The organism is Paenibacillus sp. BIC5C1 (assembly GCF_032399705.1).
In the GTDB taxonomy this organism is placed as follows: Bacteria; Bacillota; Bacilli; order Paenibacillales; family Paenibacillaceae; genus Paenibacillus; species Paenibacillus taichungensis_A.
The window spans coordinates 1,626,517-1,645,562 of sequence record NZ_CP135922.1; the positions used below are offsets into that span (position 1 = coordinate 1,626,517).

Sequence of the window (19,046 nt, forward strand, 5' to 3'; positions counted from 1 at the left end):
TCTCTGCTGCATCAATGGGCTTCCTGGCCGATCTGGGCGGGAATGGCTGGAGCCTGGATTATTGTAGGAGCATACATATTGGATCGCTGCATCGGTGATCCACGCTGGATTCCTCATCCGGTGATTGGCATGGGAAAGGCCATCTCAGCTCTGGAGCGGACGATAAGGAGGCGGGTGGATTCAAACCAGGCTCTCAAAAGAGCTGGTGTATTATTTCCCATTTTGATTGCAGGCGGTTCTTTTGCACTGACTTGGGGATTAATCTATGTGCTGGGTCTTATTCATCCGGCTGTTGCGGTTGTGGCAGAAGTGGTTCTAATCGCGACCACCATTGCCTCGAAAGGTTTGAAGGATGCAGGTATGGACGTTTACCGCCATCTGAGTGAGCAGGATTGGACTGCGGCGAGACGTTCACTGGGCATGATTGTCGGGCGTGATACGGAACATCTGGATGAACCGGAGATTGTGAGGGGAACGGTAGAGACTGTGGCGGAGAATATCGTGGATGCCATCGTCTCTCCACTGTTCTATGCCCTGATTGGTGGTGCACCACTTGCCATGGCCTATCGGGCGGTAAATACCCTGGATTCCATGGTGGGTTATAAAAATGAGAAATATCTTCATCTCGGCTGGGCGTCCGCCCGTCTGGATGATTGGGCCAATTGGATTCCCGCGCGACTTACCGCTTTGCTGTTGATTATGGGAGCTTGGTTCATGAAGCTGGATGCCAGAGGGGCAGCACGCATGGTGTCCCGGGATGCACGACTTCACCCAAGCCCAAATAGCGGTTTTCCCGAGTCGGCGGTGGCCGGAGCGCTGGGTATAAGACTTGGTGGACATAACGTATATCATGGCGTGGCTTCATTTCGCGCATATATGGGCGAGCCTACAAGACGGATGGAAGCAGAAGATATTGTACGAACAACACGGCTTATGTTCTGGTCGGCAGGTTCTTTTGTTTTAGTATGTTGGTTGGTCACCTTAGGGGTATGGTCTGCTGGAGGTGGACTGTTATGGAGATAGAAGCTGGACATGGTGACATGCAAAGCCGTGAGATTATTTTGATACGTCATGGTACAACGGCGTGGAACTTGGAAAAAAGGTATCTTGGACATACCGACATCGGATTGCTGCCTGAAGCAGAGCAGGAGCTATCTTCGCTGCGTGAGCAGTTCAGCAATATCACATGCGATGCCCTGTATTGCAGTGATCTGCTGCGATGTCAGCAGACACTCACACACATTGCGCCGTCCCAAGCGGGACAGGCCAAGCTTGATCCCCGACTAAGGGAGATCGACTTTGGTCAGTGGGAGGGGTTGACCTATGATCAGCTCAAGGACAATCCACAGTACCGCGACTGGATCGATGCTCCGCAGGAGGTAACGCCCCCGGATGGAGAGCCCTGGACAGCATTTGCTGCACGGATTGATTCTTTTATGGAAGAGAGTCTGATGTCCTTTTCACCAATACTTCACTCTCCCAGCATGAACGTGCCAAAGGTAGCCGTGATTACGCATGGCGGTGTTATTCGTTATATGGTGTCACGTCTCATTCGGAATCAAGGATTCTGGGATACACAGGTGATACCAGGACAAGCGATAAAGATTCGGCTGGATGGCGATGGGGACAGCTGGGTTGGAACCAGATTGACTTTTCCGTAAATCGGGTTGTAAGGATGTGCAATATAACCTATAATCACAACAGAAGTGTGACTTAGCAAGCGCATCATTGAATAGAGGCTTTAATAAGCTCTGCCGAGGATGCAGGATGCTCACTTGAATGGTTAAACAATATTAGCGACCAAGGGTCCCGCGTGCATGCAGCAATTTCATGGGTTCATATGAGGCCATGAACGGCAAACGGGTGAAATAGGGAAGCCGGTGTAAATCCGGCACGGTCCCGCCACTGTAAATCAGGATAAATTCCTGTAAGTCAGGTTACCTGCCCTGGACGTACAAACCGGTGTTCCTTCGAGGAAAGGACAGCGTTTCGGGCAGTTCTCTGTGCATATACAGCGCCAAGCTGACCATGCGCAGATCGCCACATGCGAGACGTCATCCCTGATCCTGACCAAAGGATTGGGGATTTTATTTTTTCGGAACACAAATTCAAGCGGAATTGGGACAGGAGCACTACTCACTAGAATGGATAGAGAAGGGGAGAATGAACACAATGAATTTCAAGACATGGAAAGGCGTAGCGTCACTGCTGAGCGCAGCGATGCTGGCACTGACGTTGGCCGGATGTGGTACAACAACAACGAACGAGGGTACAGGATCCTCGCAACCTGCACAGGAGCAATCCCAGGAGCAGGCGCAGACAGATCTCAAAACCCAATACCCACTCACGGTTACAGATGCTACGGGTGAATCGTTTACCTTTGACAAAGCACCAGCCAAAATCGTATCCGTATCTCCGGCTGAAACGGAATCCCTTTTCGCACTCGGATTGGACGAGCAGATCGTAGGGGTATCCGACTATGACGATTATCCGGAAGCAGCAACGAAGAAACCAAAAATGGGCGGCATAACAAAGCCTAATGAAGAGTCGATCATTGCAGCTGAAGCAGATATCGTATTTACAGGTATCTCGATGAGCGAAGAGTCGGTTAAGAAACTGCGCGATCTGGGTATTACCATTTTCAAAACAGATCCTAAATCAGTGGATGATGTGATGAACAACATTGAAACATTTGGTAAAATCACGGATCATCAGGAAAAAGCACAAGAGATCATCACCCAAATGAAACAGGATGTGGCTGATGTAACTGAAGCTGTGAAGGCAGTTAAAGCGGAAGAGAAGAAAAAAGTATACGTTGAGTTCTCCCCAGGCTGGACTGTGGGTAAAGGCGAATTCATGGATGAATTGATTACACTGGCCGGAGGAAACAACGTAGCTTCCGACTTGACTGGCTGGAACCAGATTAATGAAGAGAACATTATTGCCTCCAATCCGGACGTCATTTTGTATGCGAACGATGTTATTGACGAAAATTCCAAAACATTGGATCAAATCATCAAAGCACGTAGTGGATGGGATCAAATCACGGCTGTGAAAAACGATGCAGTCATCGGTCTGGATGCCAACCTGTTGAGCCGTCCGGGACCACGGGTAACCCAAGGTCTGAAAGAAGTAGCCAAAGCGATCTACCCTGATCTGTTCAAATGAGTAAAAAGCTGGCAGTGTACGGAACGGCCGGAATTGTGCTGCTTGTGTTAACCGTGCTCATATGCACGGGCATCGGTTCGGTTGCCCTGCCTGTTCGGGACATTGCGGGCATATTGCTTCATCGCATTCCCTGGGTGGGCGACTGGATTATTCCTGACTGGAATACAGCAGCAGAACAGATTATATGGAAGGTCAGATTCCCACGTGTACTGCTTGCCGTGCTTGTAGGTGCATCGCTGGCGATTGCCGGAACTGGATTCCAGGGGGTTCTTCGTAACCCTCTGGCTGATCCGTTTACCCTGGGCGTATCGTCCGGTGCATCGGTAGGTGCGGCTTTTCTGATTTTTTTCGGATTACAGTATGCACTGATTGGGATCTGGACTCTGCCACTGGTCGCGTTTCTGACGGGAGTTGTTACTCTATGGTTTGTGCTGGCTCTCGCTCGTGAGGGTCGCAAAATACCGACACACAGCCTGATTTTGGCTGGCGTGGTCATGCAAAGTTTCCTGGGAGCAGTAGTCTCTTTCCTGTCGACCATGTCGAAACAGACAATCAATGAAATTATATACTGGACGATGGGAAGTCTGGCACTGCGTGGGTGGTCGTATACGGCCATCCTTTTCCCGTATTTTGTACTTGGGCTGATTTTCCTCTGGAGCCGTGCACGTTCATTGAATGTGCTTGCCTTGGGGGAACGACAGGCTGCGCATATCGGGGTTAAGGTGGATGGATTGAAGCTGTCGGTGTTAGCTGTGGGTACGCTGCTTACGGCAGGCGCTGTCTCCGTATCCGGTGTGATCGGCTTCGTCGGCTTGGTCATTCCGCATATTCTACGGCTCATCGTCGGACCTGATTATCGCTTGCTGGTGCCATTGTCCGCCATTGGGGGAGCCATCTTCATGGTCTGGGCAGATACGATTGCACGCTCATTGCTGGCCCCAACCGAAATTCCGCTGGGTGTGGTTACGGCTTTTGTTGGAGCGCCATTTTTTGCGTATCTGCTGCACCGGAACAAAAAGCTGCGGAAGGGGATGATGCCATGAGTACATTCATGAAAACAGACCTTACCAAAAGTCGGCCGATGATAGAAGTCAAAGAAGCTGGTAAAATGTATGGTAACCATCGGGCTCTGCATGCAGTGGACTGGCAAGTCACAGAGGGCGAATGGTGGGGTGTTGTTGGTCCAAACGGCAGTGGAAAATCGACCCTTCTTCAGCTACTTGCCGGAACCGAACAGCCGAACGTAGGCAGCATACAGATTGATGGACGTGACATTTCCTCGTACACCCGTAAAGATCTGTCGCGCATGATTGCGGTTTTGCAGCAGGATGGACTGCCGGCCATCTCTTATCCCGTAAGGGATGTTGTCGAGATGGGACGTTACCCTTACCAGAATTGGCTTGGCAAAGAACCGTCGAATGGAGCAGCGGTAGTTGATAAGGTGTTAGAAGAGTTGGGTCTGAGTGACATGGCCGAACGACCTTTGGATGCACTGAGTGGCGGACAACGGCAGCGGGTTGCGCTTGCCAAAGTCATGGCTCAGGAACCGAGGCTATTATTGCTTGACGAGCCAACGACCTTTCTCGATATCAAATATCAATTGCAATTCATGGAGTTATTATCAGCGTGGCGTCAAAAAAATCATATTACCATTGTGGCGGTGCTGCATGATCTGAACCTGGCCGCGCAATTTTGCGATCATATTCTGGCGCTGCGTGACGGGACTTGTGTAAGCAGTGGCACCCCCCATTCGTTAATGACGGAAGAGAACATTCGGGAGATCTTCCGGGTGAGCCCGGCCATGGTGAATCATCCCGACAATGGATTGCCACAGCTTTTGCTAAGAAGAGAGAAGAAATGAATGAAGCGGGGGAGACCCCATATTTTGATAAAGGAAGTGCTGGCTGTATGAATAATGAACAGGTGTTGGAACAGTTGATTGGTCGGATCGTGGGTCCACATGAGGCAGTTGCGGCTGAAGCTTCCGCGCATGTTGATGCATTGACGAAGCCTCCCGGCAGTCTGGGCAAGCTTGAACAGCTAGTTATTCGTCTGGCGGGAATCACTGGTGAGGCTCGGCCTTGCTTTGATCGAAGAGCTGTCATCGTTATGGCTGCGGATCATGGGGTGGTTGAAGAAGGGATTAGCGCTTTTCCTGCTGAGGTAACGCCGCAGATGGTTCTGAATTTCTTGGCAGGGGGAGCCGCTGTCAATGTGCTTGCGCGCCACGCTGGAGCTCATGTGATCTGTGTGGATATCGGCGTGAATGCGGATCTGGATCATCCAGACCTGGTCTCCCGCAAAGTCCGTAAAGGAACAGCTAACATGGCGAAGGGTGCTGCAATGACCCGGGGCGAAGCGATTCAGGCCATTCTTGCAGGTGCTGAAGTGGTCTCCACTGAGGTTGCGAAGGGAACGCAGTTATTTGTGACCGGAGAGATGGGGATCGGGAATACAACTGCTAGCGCTGCGGTAATGTGTGCATTAACCGGAACAGCACCTGCTTCAGCGGTTGGCCGGGGAACAGGCTTAGATGATGTCGGTTTGCAGCGCAAAGCCGCAGTAGTCAGCCAAGCCCTCAGCGTGAATGCTCCAGATGCAGACGATCCACTCGATGTACTGTGCAAAGTGGGCGGACTGGAGATTGCCGGACTGACAGGTGTGATTCTCGCTGCTGCTGCAAACGGATGCCCCGTTGTCGTGGATGGATTTATCTCCACCGCTGCCGCGTTGATTGCAAGTCATTTTGCTCCGCTCAGCACAGAATACATGATTGCTTCCCATACATCGCATGAAAGTGGACATGCAGCGTTGCTGCGTGAGCTGGGTCTGAAGCCCATGCTGGATCTGGACATGCGACTGGGTGAAGGTACCGGAGGCGTGCTCAGTCTTCATCTGATTGATGCGTCATGTCGCATTCTGAATGAGATGGCGACATTTGCAAGTGCGGGTGTATCTGATGGCACAACGGAGTCTCAACCTACAGAGTCTATATCAGCTTCTGCTGATTCATCTGTTCAAGGAGAGGTATCCTCATGAGTGTTCTCGTGACGGGCGGGGCGCGAAGTGGCAAAAGTTCGTTTGCCGAGCGTCTCTGTATGCAGCGATCCTCTGAGGCTTGGTATGTCGCTACGGCTCAAGCTTATGATGACGAGATGCGTGAGCGTATACGTCTGCATCAGAGCCAGCGGGATGAAGCAGGATATCTATGGCATACGGTGGAGGAACCGCTGGCTTTGCCTGAGTTAATTACACGAATGGGAGAGTCCCATACAGGTACGTCTGCACCGACCATTCTGGTAGATTGTCTGACACTGTGGCTCAGCAATGTACTGTTAGCGCATGAACATGAACCTGTTCAGGTGCTGTACGATCATATGGACGCGCTGGTAGCGGCCATCCAGTCGTACCCGGGTCTGCTCGTGCTTGTCACCAATGAAGTAGGGGACGGCATTGTGCCGGAGTATGCGCTGGGCAGAAGATATCGGGATCTGGCAGGCATTCTCAATCAGCGGATTGCCGCGATTTGCCGCGAAGTGTTTCTGGTGACAGTGGGTATTGCCATTGAGCTGAAAAGCAGGGAGTATCGTTTATGAGTAAAGGTGACCTTGAACAAAAACATGCGGCTGCGGCCGCTTTTCAATTTCTATCCCGGTTTCCGGTAAAAATACAGCTTGATTTCGTCCCGCCATTGTTGAGGGAAAGTGTGGTGTATTACCCGCTGGTTGGTGCTGTCATCGGATTATGCGTTTGGCTGGGCGGAGCCCTGACGGGTGCACTGCTTCCATCGTTTCCGGCTGCGGTGTTAACCTTGACGTTATGGGTATGGCTAACCGGAGGCCTGCATTTGGATGGTTGGATGGATACGGCAGATGGGCTGCTTAGTTATCGCACCCGTGAGCGAATGCTGGAGATTATGAAAGACAGCCGCGTTGGGGCAATGGGCGTGATCGCCTGTGTCCTGCTGTTGATGATGAAAGCGTCATTGATTGCTGACTTTATTGCACGTGGTAACTGGGCCTATGGCGCTTTGCTCATCCTGCCGATGATCTGGAGCCGCTGGTTCATGGTATACGCCATGGCATCCTGGCCGAATGCCCGCAAGGACGATGGACTCGCTGTCCTGTTCAAGGGATTGGGTGAACGGAGGGAAGTCCAGCGTGCACGCAGCTCCGCGGTTGGGCTAACCATTCTGGCAGGTGTGATCACATGGGCAGTGGTATGGATCTTCCAGCCGGATACAGCCATGTTCCAAGTACTGGCGACTGAGAATGGATTGGGGACGTTACCATGGTGGCTATATCCCGTTGCAGCGATCATTGTGGTGCCACTGGCTGGTTATGTGATTGGCAAATTCATTGCCGGGCGTATCAGCGAAAGGCTGGGTGGACTTACAGGGGACACATATGGAGCCATGAATGAGCTGCTTGAGGCCGCACTGCTAACGGTACTTAGTCTGTTACAGGGATTCTTTTTGATATAACGCTGAGCGTGGAGGTGAGGGAACGTGGAAGATACTTCTACACAAACATCCGAACAAACGGCAGCAGTATTAATGCTGCAAGGGACGGCATCGGATGTGGGGAAGAGTGTAATTACGACGGCCTTATGCCGAATATTCAAACAGGATGGCTTCAGGCCGGCTCCGTTCAAATCACAGAACATGGCACTGAATTCCTACGTCACGGAAGACGGGAAGGAAATCGGAAGAGCTCAAGGGGCGCAAGCCGAGGCATGCGGCATTGAAGCGACGACGGATATGAATCCGATCCTGATCAAGCCGGTTCGGGATATGCATTCCCAGATTGTCGTGCACGGTGTACCTCTTACACAGATGAGTGCATGGGACTACCGGCAGCATTTCCTGCCCGAAGCCAAACAAACGGTTATGGATGCACTGAATCGGTTACGCGCGACGTATGATATTGTGCTGATGGAAGGTGCGGGAAGTCCTGCAGAGATTAATCTGAAGGATCAAGATATCGTTAATATGAATCTGGCGGGATGGGCGGATGCTCCGGTTATTCTGATCTCGGATATTGATCGTGGCGGCGTCTTCGCCTCCATTGTAGGTACACTGGAGCTGCTTGAGCCGCATGAGGTTCAGCGTGTAAAAGGATTCATCATCAACAAGTTTCGCGGAGATCTGTCCTTGCTGCAGCCTGGGTTGGACTGGCTTGAAGAACGGACAGGCATACCTGTATTGGGCGTATTGCCTTACATAAGTGATATTCAGATTGAAGCGGAAGACTCTGTGGTGCTGGACTCCATGCGACATGGAAAATCCGGTCAGCAGGAGCTGGACCTTGTGGTAATTCGTTATCCGCGCATTTCCAATTTTACAGACTTTGATGCTCTTTGCCGGGAACCAGATGTGAATGTGCGATACGTGACTTCTCCCGATGATCTGGGACATCCCGACGCCATTCTGCTTCCAGGTACGAAGGATACCATCGGTGATCTGGCATTTCTACGTGCGTCAGGACTGGAGCAAGCAATTGCCAGCCAGACGGAGCGTGAACATGTTCAACTTGTCGGGATATGTGGTGGATATCAGATGCTCGGTCAGCGTCTCAAAGATCCATTTGCGGTAGAAGCGAATCAGATCCAGGAAGCCCATGGATTGGGATGGCTGCCCCTATCGACAACCTTTCTGCAGAACAAACAAACGGTAAGAGCCTCCGGGTATGTTCATAGTCATCATCCAATTCGTTTGGCTAAGGAAAGCGATCCTGCAAACTTGTTGAAGATTAATGGATATGAGATTCATATGGGTGTTACCGAGTGTCTTGAGCCTGAACGTTTAACGGCCTTGTTCGAGATCGCCCATCCGGGAGGGCAATCCTTTTATGAAGGCTGGGGCACGAGCGATGGTAAAGTATGGGGAACGTACCTGCATGGTTTGTTTGAAAGTGATCAGTTCCGGCGTTCATGGCTGAATGGTTTGCGTGAAGGAAAAGGACTTGCTCCGTTGCTGGAGACATACAGCGCACGTGAACGCAAGGAAATGGAGTTTGACCGTGTAGCTGAATCATTACGTTCTTCCTTGGATATGCAGCGTGTATACGAGATTATGGGCGTTCAGCCACCTGAATAATAGTTCAATTTATATAATATGCAGTCCAAAAGAATACCCCCATGCGTGGCAACGTTCCGTGAAACCTGGAACAATGCTGTGCATGGGGGTATTTGTGTACCTGATGTTAAAGTTTGATTCGAATATGGAAATAATGGGTTAAAGGTATTCCGGTTAGTTTATTTTGAAGTTCTTCATGGCGGCTTGCAGTTCTACCGCTTGCTCATTCAGATGACGTACGGTGCTGGAATGGGAATCCATCTCATTCAGTTGGAGATCCGCTGTAGAAGCAATCTCTTGCATGCTTTGACGGGACTTGGACGTGATCTGAGCCGTTTCTTCCACGGAAGCGCTGACTTGTTCAGCTCCAGCAGATACTTGCTGGGTAGAGGCTGATACCGTCTGAATCGTCAGATTAACGTTCTGAATCAATTCATTAAGCTGCTGGAATGCCGAGCCTGCCTGCTGAACCACATGAGTACCTGATCCAATCTCTTGGGTTACCCGGTTCATGGCATCAACGGAACGTTCTGCATCTTCACGAATGGTACCCAAGTAATCGGAGATTTCCTCAGTAGCTGTTTTGGATTGCTCTGCCAGTTTGCGTACTTCTCCGGCAACGACCGCGAACCCGCGTCCATGCTCTCCCGCACGCGCTGCTTCAATGGAAGCGTTGAGGGACAGCATGTTAATCTGTCTCGTGATTTCAAAAATGGATTGAACGATGGTCCCTATGGCGATCGAACGCTCGTTCATCGTTTCAACATAACGCAGAGATTCGCTCGCGGTTTGGCCAACACGTTCCATTTGCTGAATGGCATCCTGAGCCAGTCGATTACCGTTAACAGCTTCGTTTGCCGCATCTCCGATCTGCTCGGATACTTCGGCAGAAGAGGAGGCAATATGCATAATGCCTTGCGTGATTTCTTCCATGGCTCTGGCATTTTCGGCTGCGCTGGAAGCGATACTTACGCTGCCTTTCTCGGCACTTTCTGCATAACGACTGGAGTTTTTCACCATACCGGACATGGATTCTACCCGTTTGAGCAAATCATTGGAGCCTTCTACAACTTCATTGGAAGTGGAGAGGGCGCGGCTAATCATTTCTTTCAAATTATGAGTCATCGTTTGGAAGCTTGAAGCGAGCTGTGCAATTTCATCCTTGCCTTTAATCTGAAGCTCGGCAGTCAGATCTCCTTGTGATATCTGTTTGCTATGTTGAACGAGCTTGATGATTGGCTTGGTTACACGTTTGATCATGCTAGTCGAGATGAGCCATCCGAGCACAAAGACCAATGCCGTGATACCGAGGCACAACCAGAAGATCTGTGCAATTTTGTCCTGAATGAATTGGGCATCCATGCTAACAGCCATGATCATGTTACTTCCTGCGATCGGTATAAAGGCTGCTTTATGTACACCGAAGGAATCGGCATAAACCTGGCTAATTTCCATTTCTTTTTTCTCAGTGGCCTCATTCATTGCTGCTTCTACTTTAATCTCATCTCCGGCTTTCATGCCCGAGGAGGTATTTGCGATGACCACGGTAGCTTTACCATCCTGAATGGACACAACGTATGCTCCGTCCAGATTATGCTCTTTGGCTTTGCCAGCCAAATAGGATTCCACGGTCAGTGCAGCGCCCTCAGAGCCAGCTCCGCCACTCTGTACTTGCAAAATTTTAGAAGCGGATGTGTTCTTGTATATATCCTGAATGGACGTGCTCAGGACCTTGTCGAACTGTGGAAGCACGTAGCTCTGCATAATATTCATGGAGACAGCATAGAAACTGATACTAAACAACAGGGAAGCAACCAGCAGTACGAGGAACAAAGTGCCTCTGATTTTACCGGCAACGGTGCGATTTCGAAACATAGAATCATCCTTTCACGTCATGTTCATTAACATTATCGCTTTTCCGTTATCGTAAGACTAAATACCAACGAAGAAAGGCCTAATTTTCACGTTGAGAAAACTTGGGAATAAGCGGATATACCTATATTACAAAATTAACCGGAGGTTGAATACAATAATTTTCACGATTCAGTGTATTTTTTTCAGAAATAGATGAATTTGTTACACGCATATTACATAATATCAATTAATACCTACCAGAATAGTTTGTTATGTGATATATTGTTGAATATCGCTTTTGAGCGAGTAGAAAACCGGAAGATCCGGTTACTCACACTGAGGAGGATTTATACAGATGAATACCTTTTTAATCATTTTGAACGTCGTGGTTATGCTCGCTCTTCTGGGTGTCCTGTTCTGGATGCAGAAGAAACATATTTCGTTTACCAAGCGTGTATTTGCGGGTCTGGGCATTGGGGTCGTATACGGCGTCATTCTGCAATTGATCTACACCTCTGATTCTGACATCATTACCAAGTCGGTCGATTGGTTTAATCTGGCCGGTTCAGGATATGTTCGTTTGTTACAAATGGTTGTAATTCCATTGATTATGGTTTCCATCATTTCGGCCATCATGAATCTGAAAGGCAAGCAGAATCTCGGTAAAATGAGCCTTTCGATTATCGCAATCCTGCTCATCACCACAGCGATTGCCGCAAGTGTAAGTATTGTGACCAGCTTGAGCTTCAACCTGACTTCCATTGAGATCGAAGGTGGAGACAGAGAGCTCGCACAAGGGCAGAAGATGGAGGAACGTCTCGTTGACGTGAAGGACCAGACGATTCCACAGCAAGTGCTGGAATTCATTCCGTCGAATCCATTCGCGGACATGACCGGAGAGCGTCGTACATCCACGCTGGCTGTTGTTATTTTCTCGGCCTTTATCGGAGTAGCGGTGCTTGGACTGGATCGCAAAAAACCACAGCAGGCGGAAACGTTCCGCGGCATGGTTAATGCGGTATATGCGGTGGTTATGCGGATTGTAACGCTGGTGCTCAGGCTGACGCCTTACGGGATTTTGGCGCTGATTACGAAGGTAACCGCCACAACGAACCCGGATGAGATTCTGAAGCTGATCAAATTCGTCATTGCTTCCTACGTGGCGTTAATCGTTATGTTCATCATCCACCTGATTATTATTTCACTGTTTGGCTTCAATCCAATTACGTATGTGAAAAAGGTTCTGCCAACGCTGATCTTTGCTTTCACATCCCGTTCAAGTGCGGCAGCGATTCCGCTTAACGTGGAGACACAAACGAAGAGATTGGGTGTTTCGGACGGGATTGCGAACTTGTCGGCAAGCTTCGGGGCGACCATTGGTCAAAACGGCTGCGCCGGGATCTATCCGGCCATGCTGGCGGTCATGATTGCTCCTACGGTCGGGATCGACCCGATGAGCTGGGACTTCATCATTACCCTGATCCTGGTAGTCGTGATCAGTTCATTCGGCGTAGCCGGTGTAGGCGGCGGGGCAACCTTCGCTTCCTTGATCGTGTTGTCCACGATGAACCTGCCGGTTGCTTTGGCAGGATTGCTGATCTCGGTTGAACCGCTCATCGACATGGGCCGTACGGCGCTGAACGTGAACGATTCGATGACCGCAGGTCTCGTATCCAGCAAAATTTTGAAAGAAAACGATCAGGATACATTCAATGATCAAAGTCGTGATCTGGATTCCGCCGTTCAGGTGTAATTCAGATTCATAATAGGCGATGGCAGTTACTGCCACAAGCTATGCAAGAACAGCCGTCCTTCGGGTTAATCCGGAGGGCGGCTTTTTGCTTTTAGCATCCGCTCGGCATACCGTAAATACCACTTGAAGCCAGTTGGAGTTATTTAGTGCTGTTCAACCTTGGGGAAATGTGATAGAGTATTCATGTTTTGGCCCAGAGCCAAACCGCGGTTCGTAACCATCCCGCGTAATCAAAACTAGGAAGGCAGTGTATTTATAGTGTTTAATTTAGGGTGGGGAGCGCTTTTTGTTCTCGTAACGTATGGCTTTTTTCTTTTGTGTTACCGTTTGTTCGGTAAAAAGGGTCTATATGCCTGGATTGGTGTGGCAACGGTTATTGCCAACATTCAGGTGACCAAAACAATAGATATTATGGGGATCGTTTTAACGCTGGGCAATACGATGTATGTCAGCATGTACTTGACCAGTGATCTGCTCAATGAGAAGTATGGACCAGGTGAGGCACGTAAAGCCGTATGGTTCGGGTTCTTCACTTTGATTATGACCACCGTGTTGATGCAGATGGTATTGTTCTTTGAACCGGCATCAACGGACTTTGCACAGGATTCGATGAAAACCCTCTTTGGTCTGCTGCCACGCCTGGCACTCGGAAGTCTGACAGCTTATTTCATCAGTCAGTTCCTGGACGTGCGACTGTACACTTGGCTGCGTAAGTTGGCGCCAGGGCGTAATCAGTTGTGGATACGTACCAACGGTAGCTCGATCATCAGTTCTTTTGCGGATACGCTGGTATTTTGCACGATTGCGTTTGCCTTCATCTATCCATGGGACGTCTGGCTTGAAATTTTCTTGACGACGTACGTGATCAAATTTGTATTGACCGCGGTAGGAACCCCGTTTCTATATGCTGCACGAAGCTTTAAATTCAAGGATGAAACCTAGATTCGTAGTTCATTCGTCCGTAAAATGCTCAATCCAACACAAAAGTCCCGCAAAGCCATGCATTCATGGTTTCGCGGGACTTTTGGTTATGACACCATATTTTCTTCAGTAAAATGGAAACGAAAGTGATATGATCCCAAAAGAGGATTAGTCCGTCAGAATTTGCAGCTCTTTCGGATAGGATGTCAGCACCTCAACGCCGGTTTCCGTCACAAGTACATCATCCTCGATACGTACACCGCCTGCTCCGGTTACATAAATACCTGGCTCAATTGTAAATACCGTACCTTCCTCCAGTATGTCCGTGTTCTGACCATGCAATGAAGGATATTCATGCACGTCAATGCCCATTCCATGTCCAACTCTGTGCAGGAAACGTTCACCGTATCCGGCTTCTTCCGTAACCTGGCGTGCTGCACGGTCAATTTCCGCACAGGTGACACCTGGCTTAACTGCACGAATGGCAGCTTCGTTTGCTGCGAGCACAGTGTTATAGATGGTTTTAAGTTCAGGTGAAATGTCACCAAAGGCAAACGTGCGCGTAATATCTGATGCATACCCACCAGCGTAGACACCCATATCGAACATCAACAGATCGCCATGCTGCAATTTGCGTTCACCTGGTGTGCCGTGTGGTAAGCCTGTTTTGGGTCCTGTGAGCACCATGGTATCAAAGGAAGGGCCGTCCGCACCCAGTTTCTTCATCTGATATTCCATTTCGGCAACCAGTTCGATTTCGGTTACCCCTGTACGAACATGAGACAGTCCTTGACGAAGCGTCTCTTCGATCAGATGAATGGCATGGCGAATGCGAGCAACTTCTTCCGGTGTTTTTTTCACCCGTAAGGTGCGAAGCAGAGGACCGACATCTTCAAAGTTGGCAGCACCAAGTGCGGCGGTCAACTGTTCATAACGTGCGACAGTCACGTATTCTTTTTCGAGACCTACGCGGCCCAGACGTCCTTGATAACGCTCAAATAAGGCGTAAGGATTGTCCGTATCTGAATGTGTGGCAATGTTGGAGACCGAAGAAGCGGCTGCGGCGGCTTCCTCGTCGAGTGCAGGCACGATCAACAACGGATCTTCGCCTCGTGCAAGAACAAGCCCGAGGAAACGCTCATGCGGATTACTTGCAAAACCTGTTAAATAGTAAATATGTTTCGGATCAGTAATCAGCATGGCGTCCAACCCTTGTGTAGACAGTCCAGCTTCCAGCCGGGATAAAGGAGTTTGATTCATTAGTTATATGTCCACCTTTCAGTTCGTTCTATCTTTATATTATAGAAGAATGTCGGAGAAATCCAAATGGAGGCAGGCATGATGACCGAAAATAAGCTTTAGTTGCCCGTTTAAGTGGCAGATGGGGAGGGTAATACAGGGCGAAACCGTAGGGTTACTTATTTATTTATTTATTTATTGACTGACCTACTTTGGAAATGGACAATCCCTGAAATTGGGATTACACGATAAAACAACATTAGAAGGGAGATGTATTCATGAATAATCGACTAAGCGTTCCGTTATATGCTTCGTTACTCAGTATGGCTTTGCTAACAGCCTGTGCTTCGGGTGACCCGACGACAGAATCGCAGCAGACATCACAAGGACAGGGTACAGGTCAGGGACAGACAGCGGAAGGTAGTAATAACGGTGCGAATGGTGGAGAAGAGGAAACAGATGAGAATGCTGTAATTCCTTACGAGGCTTCTGTGCTAGCGGCCGGACTCAATGTACCCTGGGAGTTGGTAAGCGTGTCTGATGGACGGATGTTTGTAACAGAGCGACCGGGTACCATTCGGGTCATCGAGAACGGAGAATTGGCATCTGAACCTCTGATTGATTTTTCTGCACCATTTAATGAAGAAGGGGAAGGTGGCCTGCTTGGACTTGCTGCCGATCCGGACTTTGACAATAATGGCTATCTGTATGCATACCATTCTTATCTGGAAGGTGATGGTGACATTGCCAATCGGGTATTGCGCTTGAAGGTAAGTGACGGGAAGGCGACCGTGGACAAGGAGCTGCTCAGTGACATTCCTGGCGGCGTGAATCACAATGGAGGACGGATCAAGATTGGCCCGGACAATCTGCTCTATATTACAACAGGTGAACGGTACGAACCGGAGCTGGCCCAGAACAAAGATAGCCTGGGTGGCAAAATATTGCGGATTGGTCTCGACGGATCGATCCCAGAAGATAACCCTTGGCCTAATTCACCTGTGTACAGCATGGGGCATCGGAACGCACAGGGCCTGGCTTGGAACCCGGACAATGGCTATCTGTATGCCACAGAGCATGGTCAGCGTAATTTTGATGAAATTAACCGCATTGAAGCTGGTGAGAATTATGGCTGGCCAGAGGTAGAGGGAGACGATGATGACAAGGGCACATATCAGGCTCCGCTTGCGCATAGTGGAGATGAAACATGGGCTCCATCAGGTGTAGTCTTTATAGAGGAAGGGCCATGGGCCGGATCGCTGCTTGCTGCCAATCTGCGGGGTGAACAACTGCTTAAAATTAATCTGTCCGAAGATGGTACACAAGTAACGCAGGTGGAGCCGATTTTTAAAGACGAGTGGGGACGTATTCGCAATGTGACTGCCGGAGAAGACGGGAAGTTATATGTGCTCACGAACAACCGGGATGGCAGGGGATCTCCACGCGATGGGGATGACCAACTGATCGTTCTGACGCCGAAACCGTAACATTTACAAGAGAAAGGGGTTGTCCCGCCATGTACATGACGTATGGGACAGCCCCTTCGCTTCAATATTTAAGTAATTATAGCTTAGGTTGAAGGTACGAATTAGTCCGCACTCTCCGCGAGTTCGGCAATGCGCTGACTCGGGTCATTGGTAAACTCGCCACCATGGTAACAAAGCACCTTCTCCAGCTTTAGGCCAAGTAATCTTTTCAAGCTGCGCAGTGCTTCAGGCATGTCCGGTGTTGCGGGTGGAGAAGGACCCACCAATTCATCATCGACCACACGCAATTCATCGGCAGCGAGCAGGAATTGTTGCTCCCGGAAGTACAGACAGATATGTCCTGGGGTGTGTCCTGGTGTATGAATGACCTGGATGCCGCCTTGTAAAGGCAGCATGTCACCGTCCTCTAACACTTTGGAGATTTTGAACTCAGTCCGTTGTGAGATCAATTGTTCCGCCAGCTCCGCTATAGGTTCTGGCAGCAACGCTTTGCGTTCTGGTGTGAACTTGATCATGGGCTCTTTGCCTGTGATATACGGAATTTCATCGCTATGCGCCCAGATTTCCACTTCCGCAATCGCATTCACCAGAGCACCAAGATTACCAATGTGGTCTATATCGGAATGGGTTACAATAATGCGCTTGATATCAGATAACTGAACGCCTTCGTGCTCAAGTGCGGATTGAAGTTCGGCGAATTGCCCAATCATGCCTGTATCCACAAGCGTAATACCATCTTCATCGCGCAACATAACAGGGTAGATCGGGTTTTTACCCGCAGGTGTGACAATATGAAGATTTAGAACCGTAATTTCCATGTATTGATTGTTCATAGTTGTTTCCGGAGCGAATCCGGAGCACCTCCTTTGTTGTGAATGACCATGTATCATGCATTCGTCAGTTCTCTGGCTGATTATATTTCAAGTGTTTTCTATACTTCTTCACCGTATCCAGGATGGATTCAAACTCTTGCTTTGCATCGTGATTTTCTCTAATGATGGAAGCAAAAGAAAAGTTGGAGTGAATAAGTTTATTTCTCAGTTGAAACACTTTGGCTATTTCTTCTTCAAATTTCTCTTCTCCCGATTTCAGGGAAAGATGCTGATTTTTCAATTCAGCCTGAAGGATCTCGATATTGGATAATGAACGGTATGCAGGAGTTTTCATCAGCTGGATCGAATTAAATTTTTTTTGATACGTTTGCTGGTATAGTTGATTCAGCAGGTCTTCAATAATCGTGCATAATTCAATCGTCCATGAACTATATTTTCGCTCTTTCCGTTTCTGGATAAGCTCACCAATCTCTTCATCGTTCCACAGTTTATCTTTTTCATACAGGGATGAGTCTATCTTTTGCTGGAGATTTTGATCTTCCTGTTCGATTAGTGCAATCTCGAGTTTCGCTTCTTTTTTCAGTTTCTTGAAGTCTTCTTTGGTTAGCATACGTATCCTCCCTATAAGACCAATATGTGTTCTTTCAATTATCTCATATTGACGTCAGCAGTGCTTTAAAAAACAAGAGGATGACTGTTCTAAAATATGAAGAACCTCTGGTTCAGAAGGGAAATAACTGATGTCGACAAAGACAGCCATTGTTACGGGAGCCAACTCAGGTATGGGTTTGGCAACCACCATCGAACTTGCAAGGCAAGGGTATCACGTGATTATGGCATGCCGCAGCGAGAAGCGCGGACAGCAGGCACTGCAGGAGGCGCTGCGTCAGTCCGGCTCTACTGCGATTGAACTGATGCTGTGTGACCTGGGGTCACTGGAAAGCATCCGTCATTTTGCCCAATCCTTCCGTGAGCGTTACGATACACTTGACGTTCTCGTTAATAATGCGGGTGTCGTCATGTTGAAGCGCAAGGAAACCTCCGACGGTTTCGAGCAAGCCATCGGTATTAACCATCTTGGACATTTTCTGCTTACCTTACTCCTGATCGAACCTTTGAAGTCTGCGAAGCAGGGGCGTATTGTGAATGTTTCGTCTGGTGCCTACAAAGCCGGGAAAATCCATTTCGAGGATCCCCATCTGCACAAAGGTTACAATCCAATCAAAAGTTACGCTCAATCCAAGCTGGCAAACGTGTTGTTCACCCGTGTTCTGGCCCGCAAATTGGCGGAAACCCGAATCACGGTTAACTGCCTCCATCCCGGTGCGGTGGGGACAAGTATTGGCGTGGACCGCAATACCGGTTTTGGCACACGAATTATGGCTTTGGTGGGCAAACTACCGTTTTTCCTTTCACCGGAAGAAGGAGCACAAACGGCCATCTATCTTGCTACAAGTCCTGAAGTCGCCGGGGTAACCGGGCGTTACTTCTATCAACAAAAGGACCAGGAATTGAAAGCCCATGCGCTGGATGCGGCAGATGCTGAGCGTTTCTGGACATGGAGTGAAGAGCAAGTTGGACTTAGACCCGAAGAGAAATTGTAATTACTGATTGTTCGAAGTGGAAGAGGCGGCTTACTTGTTTCCACATAATTAGAGGCAGCCGTTTTCCATACTAACGGGCCGCCTCTAAAGTTAAGTTTCAGCCGATTCCTG

Annotated in this window: 17 protein-coding genes and 1 riboswitch; of the genes, 13 read left to right on the forward strand and 4 right to left on the reverse strand. The window is 49.1% G+C overall.

Translation table 11 applies throughout. The annotated features are described in order from the left end of the window. Positions 1–42: 42 nt before the first annotated feature. From cbiB to RS891_RS07375, 9 genes are all read left to right on the forward strand, one after another. The gene (gene cbiB / locus RS891_RS07335) at positions 43–1,023 is read left to right on the forward strand and encodes an adenosylcobinamide-phosphate synthase CbiB (RefSeq protein ID WP_113051706.1); all 981 of its coding nucleotides are present in this window, start codon (positions 43–45) and stop codon (positions 1,021–1,023) included. Beyond that, positions 1,014–1,661, forward strand: a complete 648-nt coding sequence (locus tag RS891_RS07340) for a histidine phosphatase family protein (RefSeq protein ID WP_315794919.1) — start codon at positions 1,014–1,016, stop codon at positions 1,659–1,661. The genes cbiB and RS891_RS07340 overlap by 10 nt, the downstream gene beginning before the upstream one ends. Before the next feature lie 154 nt (positions 1,662–1,815). Further along, positions 1,816–1,963, forward strand: a riboswitch (cobalamin riboswitch). Between the two features lie 200 nt (positions 1,964–2,163). Next, positions 2,164–3,168 carry an ABC transporter substrate-binding protein gene (locus RS891_RS07345; RefSeq protein WP_376032091.1) on the forward strand — a complete coding sequence of 335 codons (1,005 nt, stop codon included), beginning with the start codon at positions 2,164–2,166 and terminating at the stop codon, positions 3,166–3,168. Then, a complete protein-coding gene (locus tag RS891_RS07350) occupies positions 3,165–4,211 on the forward strand; it encodes a FecCD family ABC transporter permease (protein WP_113051380.1) in 1,047 nt (348 codons plus the stop codon). Before RS891_RS07345 ends, RS891_RS07350 begins: the two co-directional genes overlap by 4 nt. Then, positions 4,208–5,029, forward strand: coding sequence for an ABC transporter ATP-binding protein (locus tag RS891_RS07355; RefSeq protein WP_397333599.1), 822 nt, complete (start codon positions 4,208–4,210; stop codon positions 5,027–5,029). The genes RS891_RS07350 and RS891_RS07355 overlap by 4 nt, the downstream gene beginning before the upstream one ends. A gap of 47 nt (positions 5,030–5,076) precedes the next feature. Then, positions 5,077–6,207, forward strand: coding sequence for a nicotinate-nucleotide--dimethylbenzimidazole phosphoribosyltransferase (gene cobT / locus RS891_RS07360; protein WP_315794920.1), 1,131 nt, complete (start codon positions 5,077–5,079; stop codon positions 6,205–6,207). Further along, complete coding sequence (cobU, locus tag RS891_RS07365; protein ID WP_113051381.1) at positions 6,204–6,764, forward strand: bifunctional adenosylcobinamide kinase/adenosylcobinamide-phosphate guanylyltransferase; 561 nt, start codon at positions 6,204–6,206, stop codon at positions 6,762–6,764. Before cobT ends, cobU begins: the two co-directional genes overlap by 4 nt. Next, a complete protein-coding gene (gene cobS / locus RS891_RS07370; protein WP_315794921.1) occupies positions 6,761–7,651 on the forward strand; it encodes an adenosylcobinamide-GDP ribazoletransferase in 891 nt (296 codons plus the stop codon). The genes cobU and cobS overlap by 4 nt, the downstream gene beginning before the upstream one ends. A gap of 72 nt (positions 7,652–7,723) precedes the next feature. Continuing rightward, on the forward strand, positions 7,724–9,265 hold the full coding sequence (locus RS891_RS07375; RefSeq protein ID WP_315796217.1) for a cobyric acid synthase: 1,542 nt from the start codon (positions 7,724–7,726) through the stop codon (positions 9,263–9,265). 153 nt (positions 9,266–9,418) lie between these two features. On the opposite strand, the gene RS891_RS07380 is transcribed toward RS891_RS07375, so the two are convergent. After that, entirely contained in the window at positions 9,419–11,119 is a 1,701-nt protein-coding gene (locus RS891_RS07380; RefSeq protein WP_113051383.1) for a methyl-accepting chemotaxis protein, read from the reverse strand. Positions 11,120–11,453: 334 nt separating this feature from the next. Here RS891_RS07380 and RS891_RS07385 point away from each other — a divergent pair, with 334 nt between their 5' ends. Both RS891_RS07385 and RS891_RS07390 read left to right on the forward strand, forming a co-directional pair. Next, entirely contained in the window at positions 11,454–12,851 is a 1,398-nt protein-coding gene (locus RS891_RS07385; RefSeq protein ID WP_099855238.1) for an L-cystine transporter, read from the forward strand. 258 nt (positions 12,852–13,109) lie between these two features. Then, positions 13,110–13,793, forward strand: coding sequence for a queuosine precursor transporter (locus RS891_RS07390; RefSeq protein ID WP_113051384.1), 684 nt, complete (start codon positions 13,110–13,112; stop codon positions 13,791–13,793). Positions 13,794–13,940: 147 nt separating this feature from the next. Here RS891_RS07390 and RS891_RS07395 read toward each other — a convergent pair whose 3' ends face one another. Next, positions 13,941–15,032, reverse strand: a complete 1,092-nt coding sequence (locus RS891_RS07395; RefSeq protein WP_315794922.1) for a M24 family metallopeptidase — start codon at positions 15,030–15,032, stop codon at positions 13,941–13,943. 257 nt (positions 15,033–15,289) lie between these two features. Here RS891_RS07395 and RS891_RS07400 point away from each other — a divergent pair, with 257 nt between their 5' ends. Then, positions 15,290–16,498: a PQQ-dependent sugar dehydrogenase gene (locus RS891_RS07400; protein ID WP_315794923.1), complete on the forward strand. Its 1,209-nt coding sequence runs from the start codon at positions 15,290–15,292 to the stop codon at positions 16,496–16,498. A 101-nt stretch (positions 16,499–16,599) separates the two neighbouring features. On the opposite strand, the gene RS891_RS07405 is transcribed toward RS891_RS07400, so the two are convergent. Beyond that, positions 16,600–17,331 (reverse strand): MBL fold metallo-hydrolase, encoded by a 732-nt coding sequence (locus RS891_RS07405; protein ID WP_181586426.1) that lies wholly within the window; start codon positions 17,329–17,331, stop codon positions 16,600–16,602. A 64-nt stretch (positions 17,332–17,395) separates the two neighbouring features. Next, the gene (locus RS891_RS07410) at positions 17,396–17,941 is read right to left on the reverse strand and encodes a hypothetical protein (protein ID WP_315794924.1); all 546 of its coding nucleotides are present in this window, start codon (positions 17,939–17,941) and stop codon (positions 17,396–17,398) included. 130 nt (positions 17,942–18,071) lie between these two features. Here RS891_RS07410 and RS891_RS07415 point away from each other — a divergent pair, with 130 nt between their 5' ends. Next, on the forward strand, positions 18,072–18,935 hold the full coding sequence (locus tag RS891_RS07415) for an SDR family oxidoreductase (protein ID WP_315794925.1): 864 nt from the start codon (positions 18,072–18,074) through the stop codon (positions 18,933–18,935). The last annotated feature ends 111 nt before the right edge of the window (positions 18,936–19,046 follow it).

Bases quoted from the DNA above. Each gene is read 5' to 3' on its own strand.
- cbiB (WP_113051706.1), top strand. From the start codon at position 43: ATGGCTGGAGCCTGGATTATTGTAGGAGCATACATATTGGATCGCTGC.
- RS891_RS07340 (WP_315794919.1), top strand. From the start codon at position 1,014: ATGGAGATAGAAGCTGGACATGGTGACATGCAAAGCCGTGAGATTATT.
- RS891_RS07345 (WP_376032091.1), top strand. From the start codon at position 2,164: ATGAACACAATGAATTTCAAGACATGGAAAGGCGTAGCGTCACTGCTG.
- RS891_RS07350 (WP_113051380.1), top strand. From the start codon at position 3,165: ATGAGTAAAAAGCTGGCAGTGTACGGAACGGCCGGAATTGTGCTGCTT.
- RS891_RS07355 (WP_397333599.1), top strand. From the start codon at position 4,208: ATGAGTACATTCATGAAAACAGACCTTACCAAAAGTCGGCCGATGATA.
- cobT (WP_315794920.1), top strand. From the start codon at position 5,077: ATGAATAATGAACAGGTGTTGGAACAGTTGATTGGTCGGATCGTGGGT.
- cobU (WP_113051381.1), top strand. From the start codon at position 6,204: ATGAGTGTTCTCGTGACGGGCGGGGCGCGAAGTGGCAAAAGTTCGTTT.
- cobS (WP_315794921.1), top strand. From the start codon at position 6,761: ATGAGTAAAGGTGACCTTGAACAAAAACATGCGGCTGCGGCCGCTTTT.
- RS891_RS07375 (WP_315796217.1), top strand. From the start codon at position 7,724: ATGCTGCAAGGGACGGCATCGGATGTGGGGAAGAGTGTAATTACGACG.
- RS891_RS07380 (WP_113051383.1), bottom strand. From the start codon at position 11,119: ATGTTTCGAAATCGCACCGTTGCCGGTAAAATCAGAGGCACTTTGTTC.
- RS891_RS07385 (WP_099855238.1), top strand. From the start codon at position 11,454: ATGAATACCTTTTTAATCATTTTGAACGTCGTGGTTATGCTCGCTCTT.
- RS891_RS07395 (WP_315794922.1), bottom strand. From the start codon at position 15,032: ATGAATCAAACTCCTTTATCCCGGCTGGAAGCTGGACTGTCTACACAA.
- RS891_RS07400 (WP_315794923.1), top strand. From the start codon at position 15,290: ATGAATAATCGACTAAGCGTTCCGTTATATGCTTCGTTACTCAGTATG.
- RS891_RS07405 (WP_181586426.1), bottom strand. From the start codon at position 17,331: ATGAACAATCAATACATGGAAATTACGGTTCTAAATCTTCATATTGTC.
- RS891_RS07410 (WP_315794924.1), bottom strand. From the start codon at position 17,941: ATGCTAACCAAAGAAGACTTCAAGAAACTGAAAAAAGAAGCGAAACTC.
- RS891_RS07415 (WP_315794925.1), top strand. From the start codon at position 18,072: ATGTCGACAAAGACAGCCATTGTTACGGGAGCCAACTCAGGTATGGGT.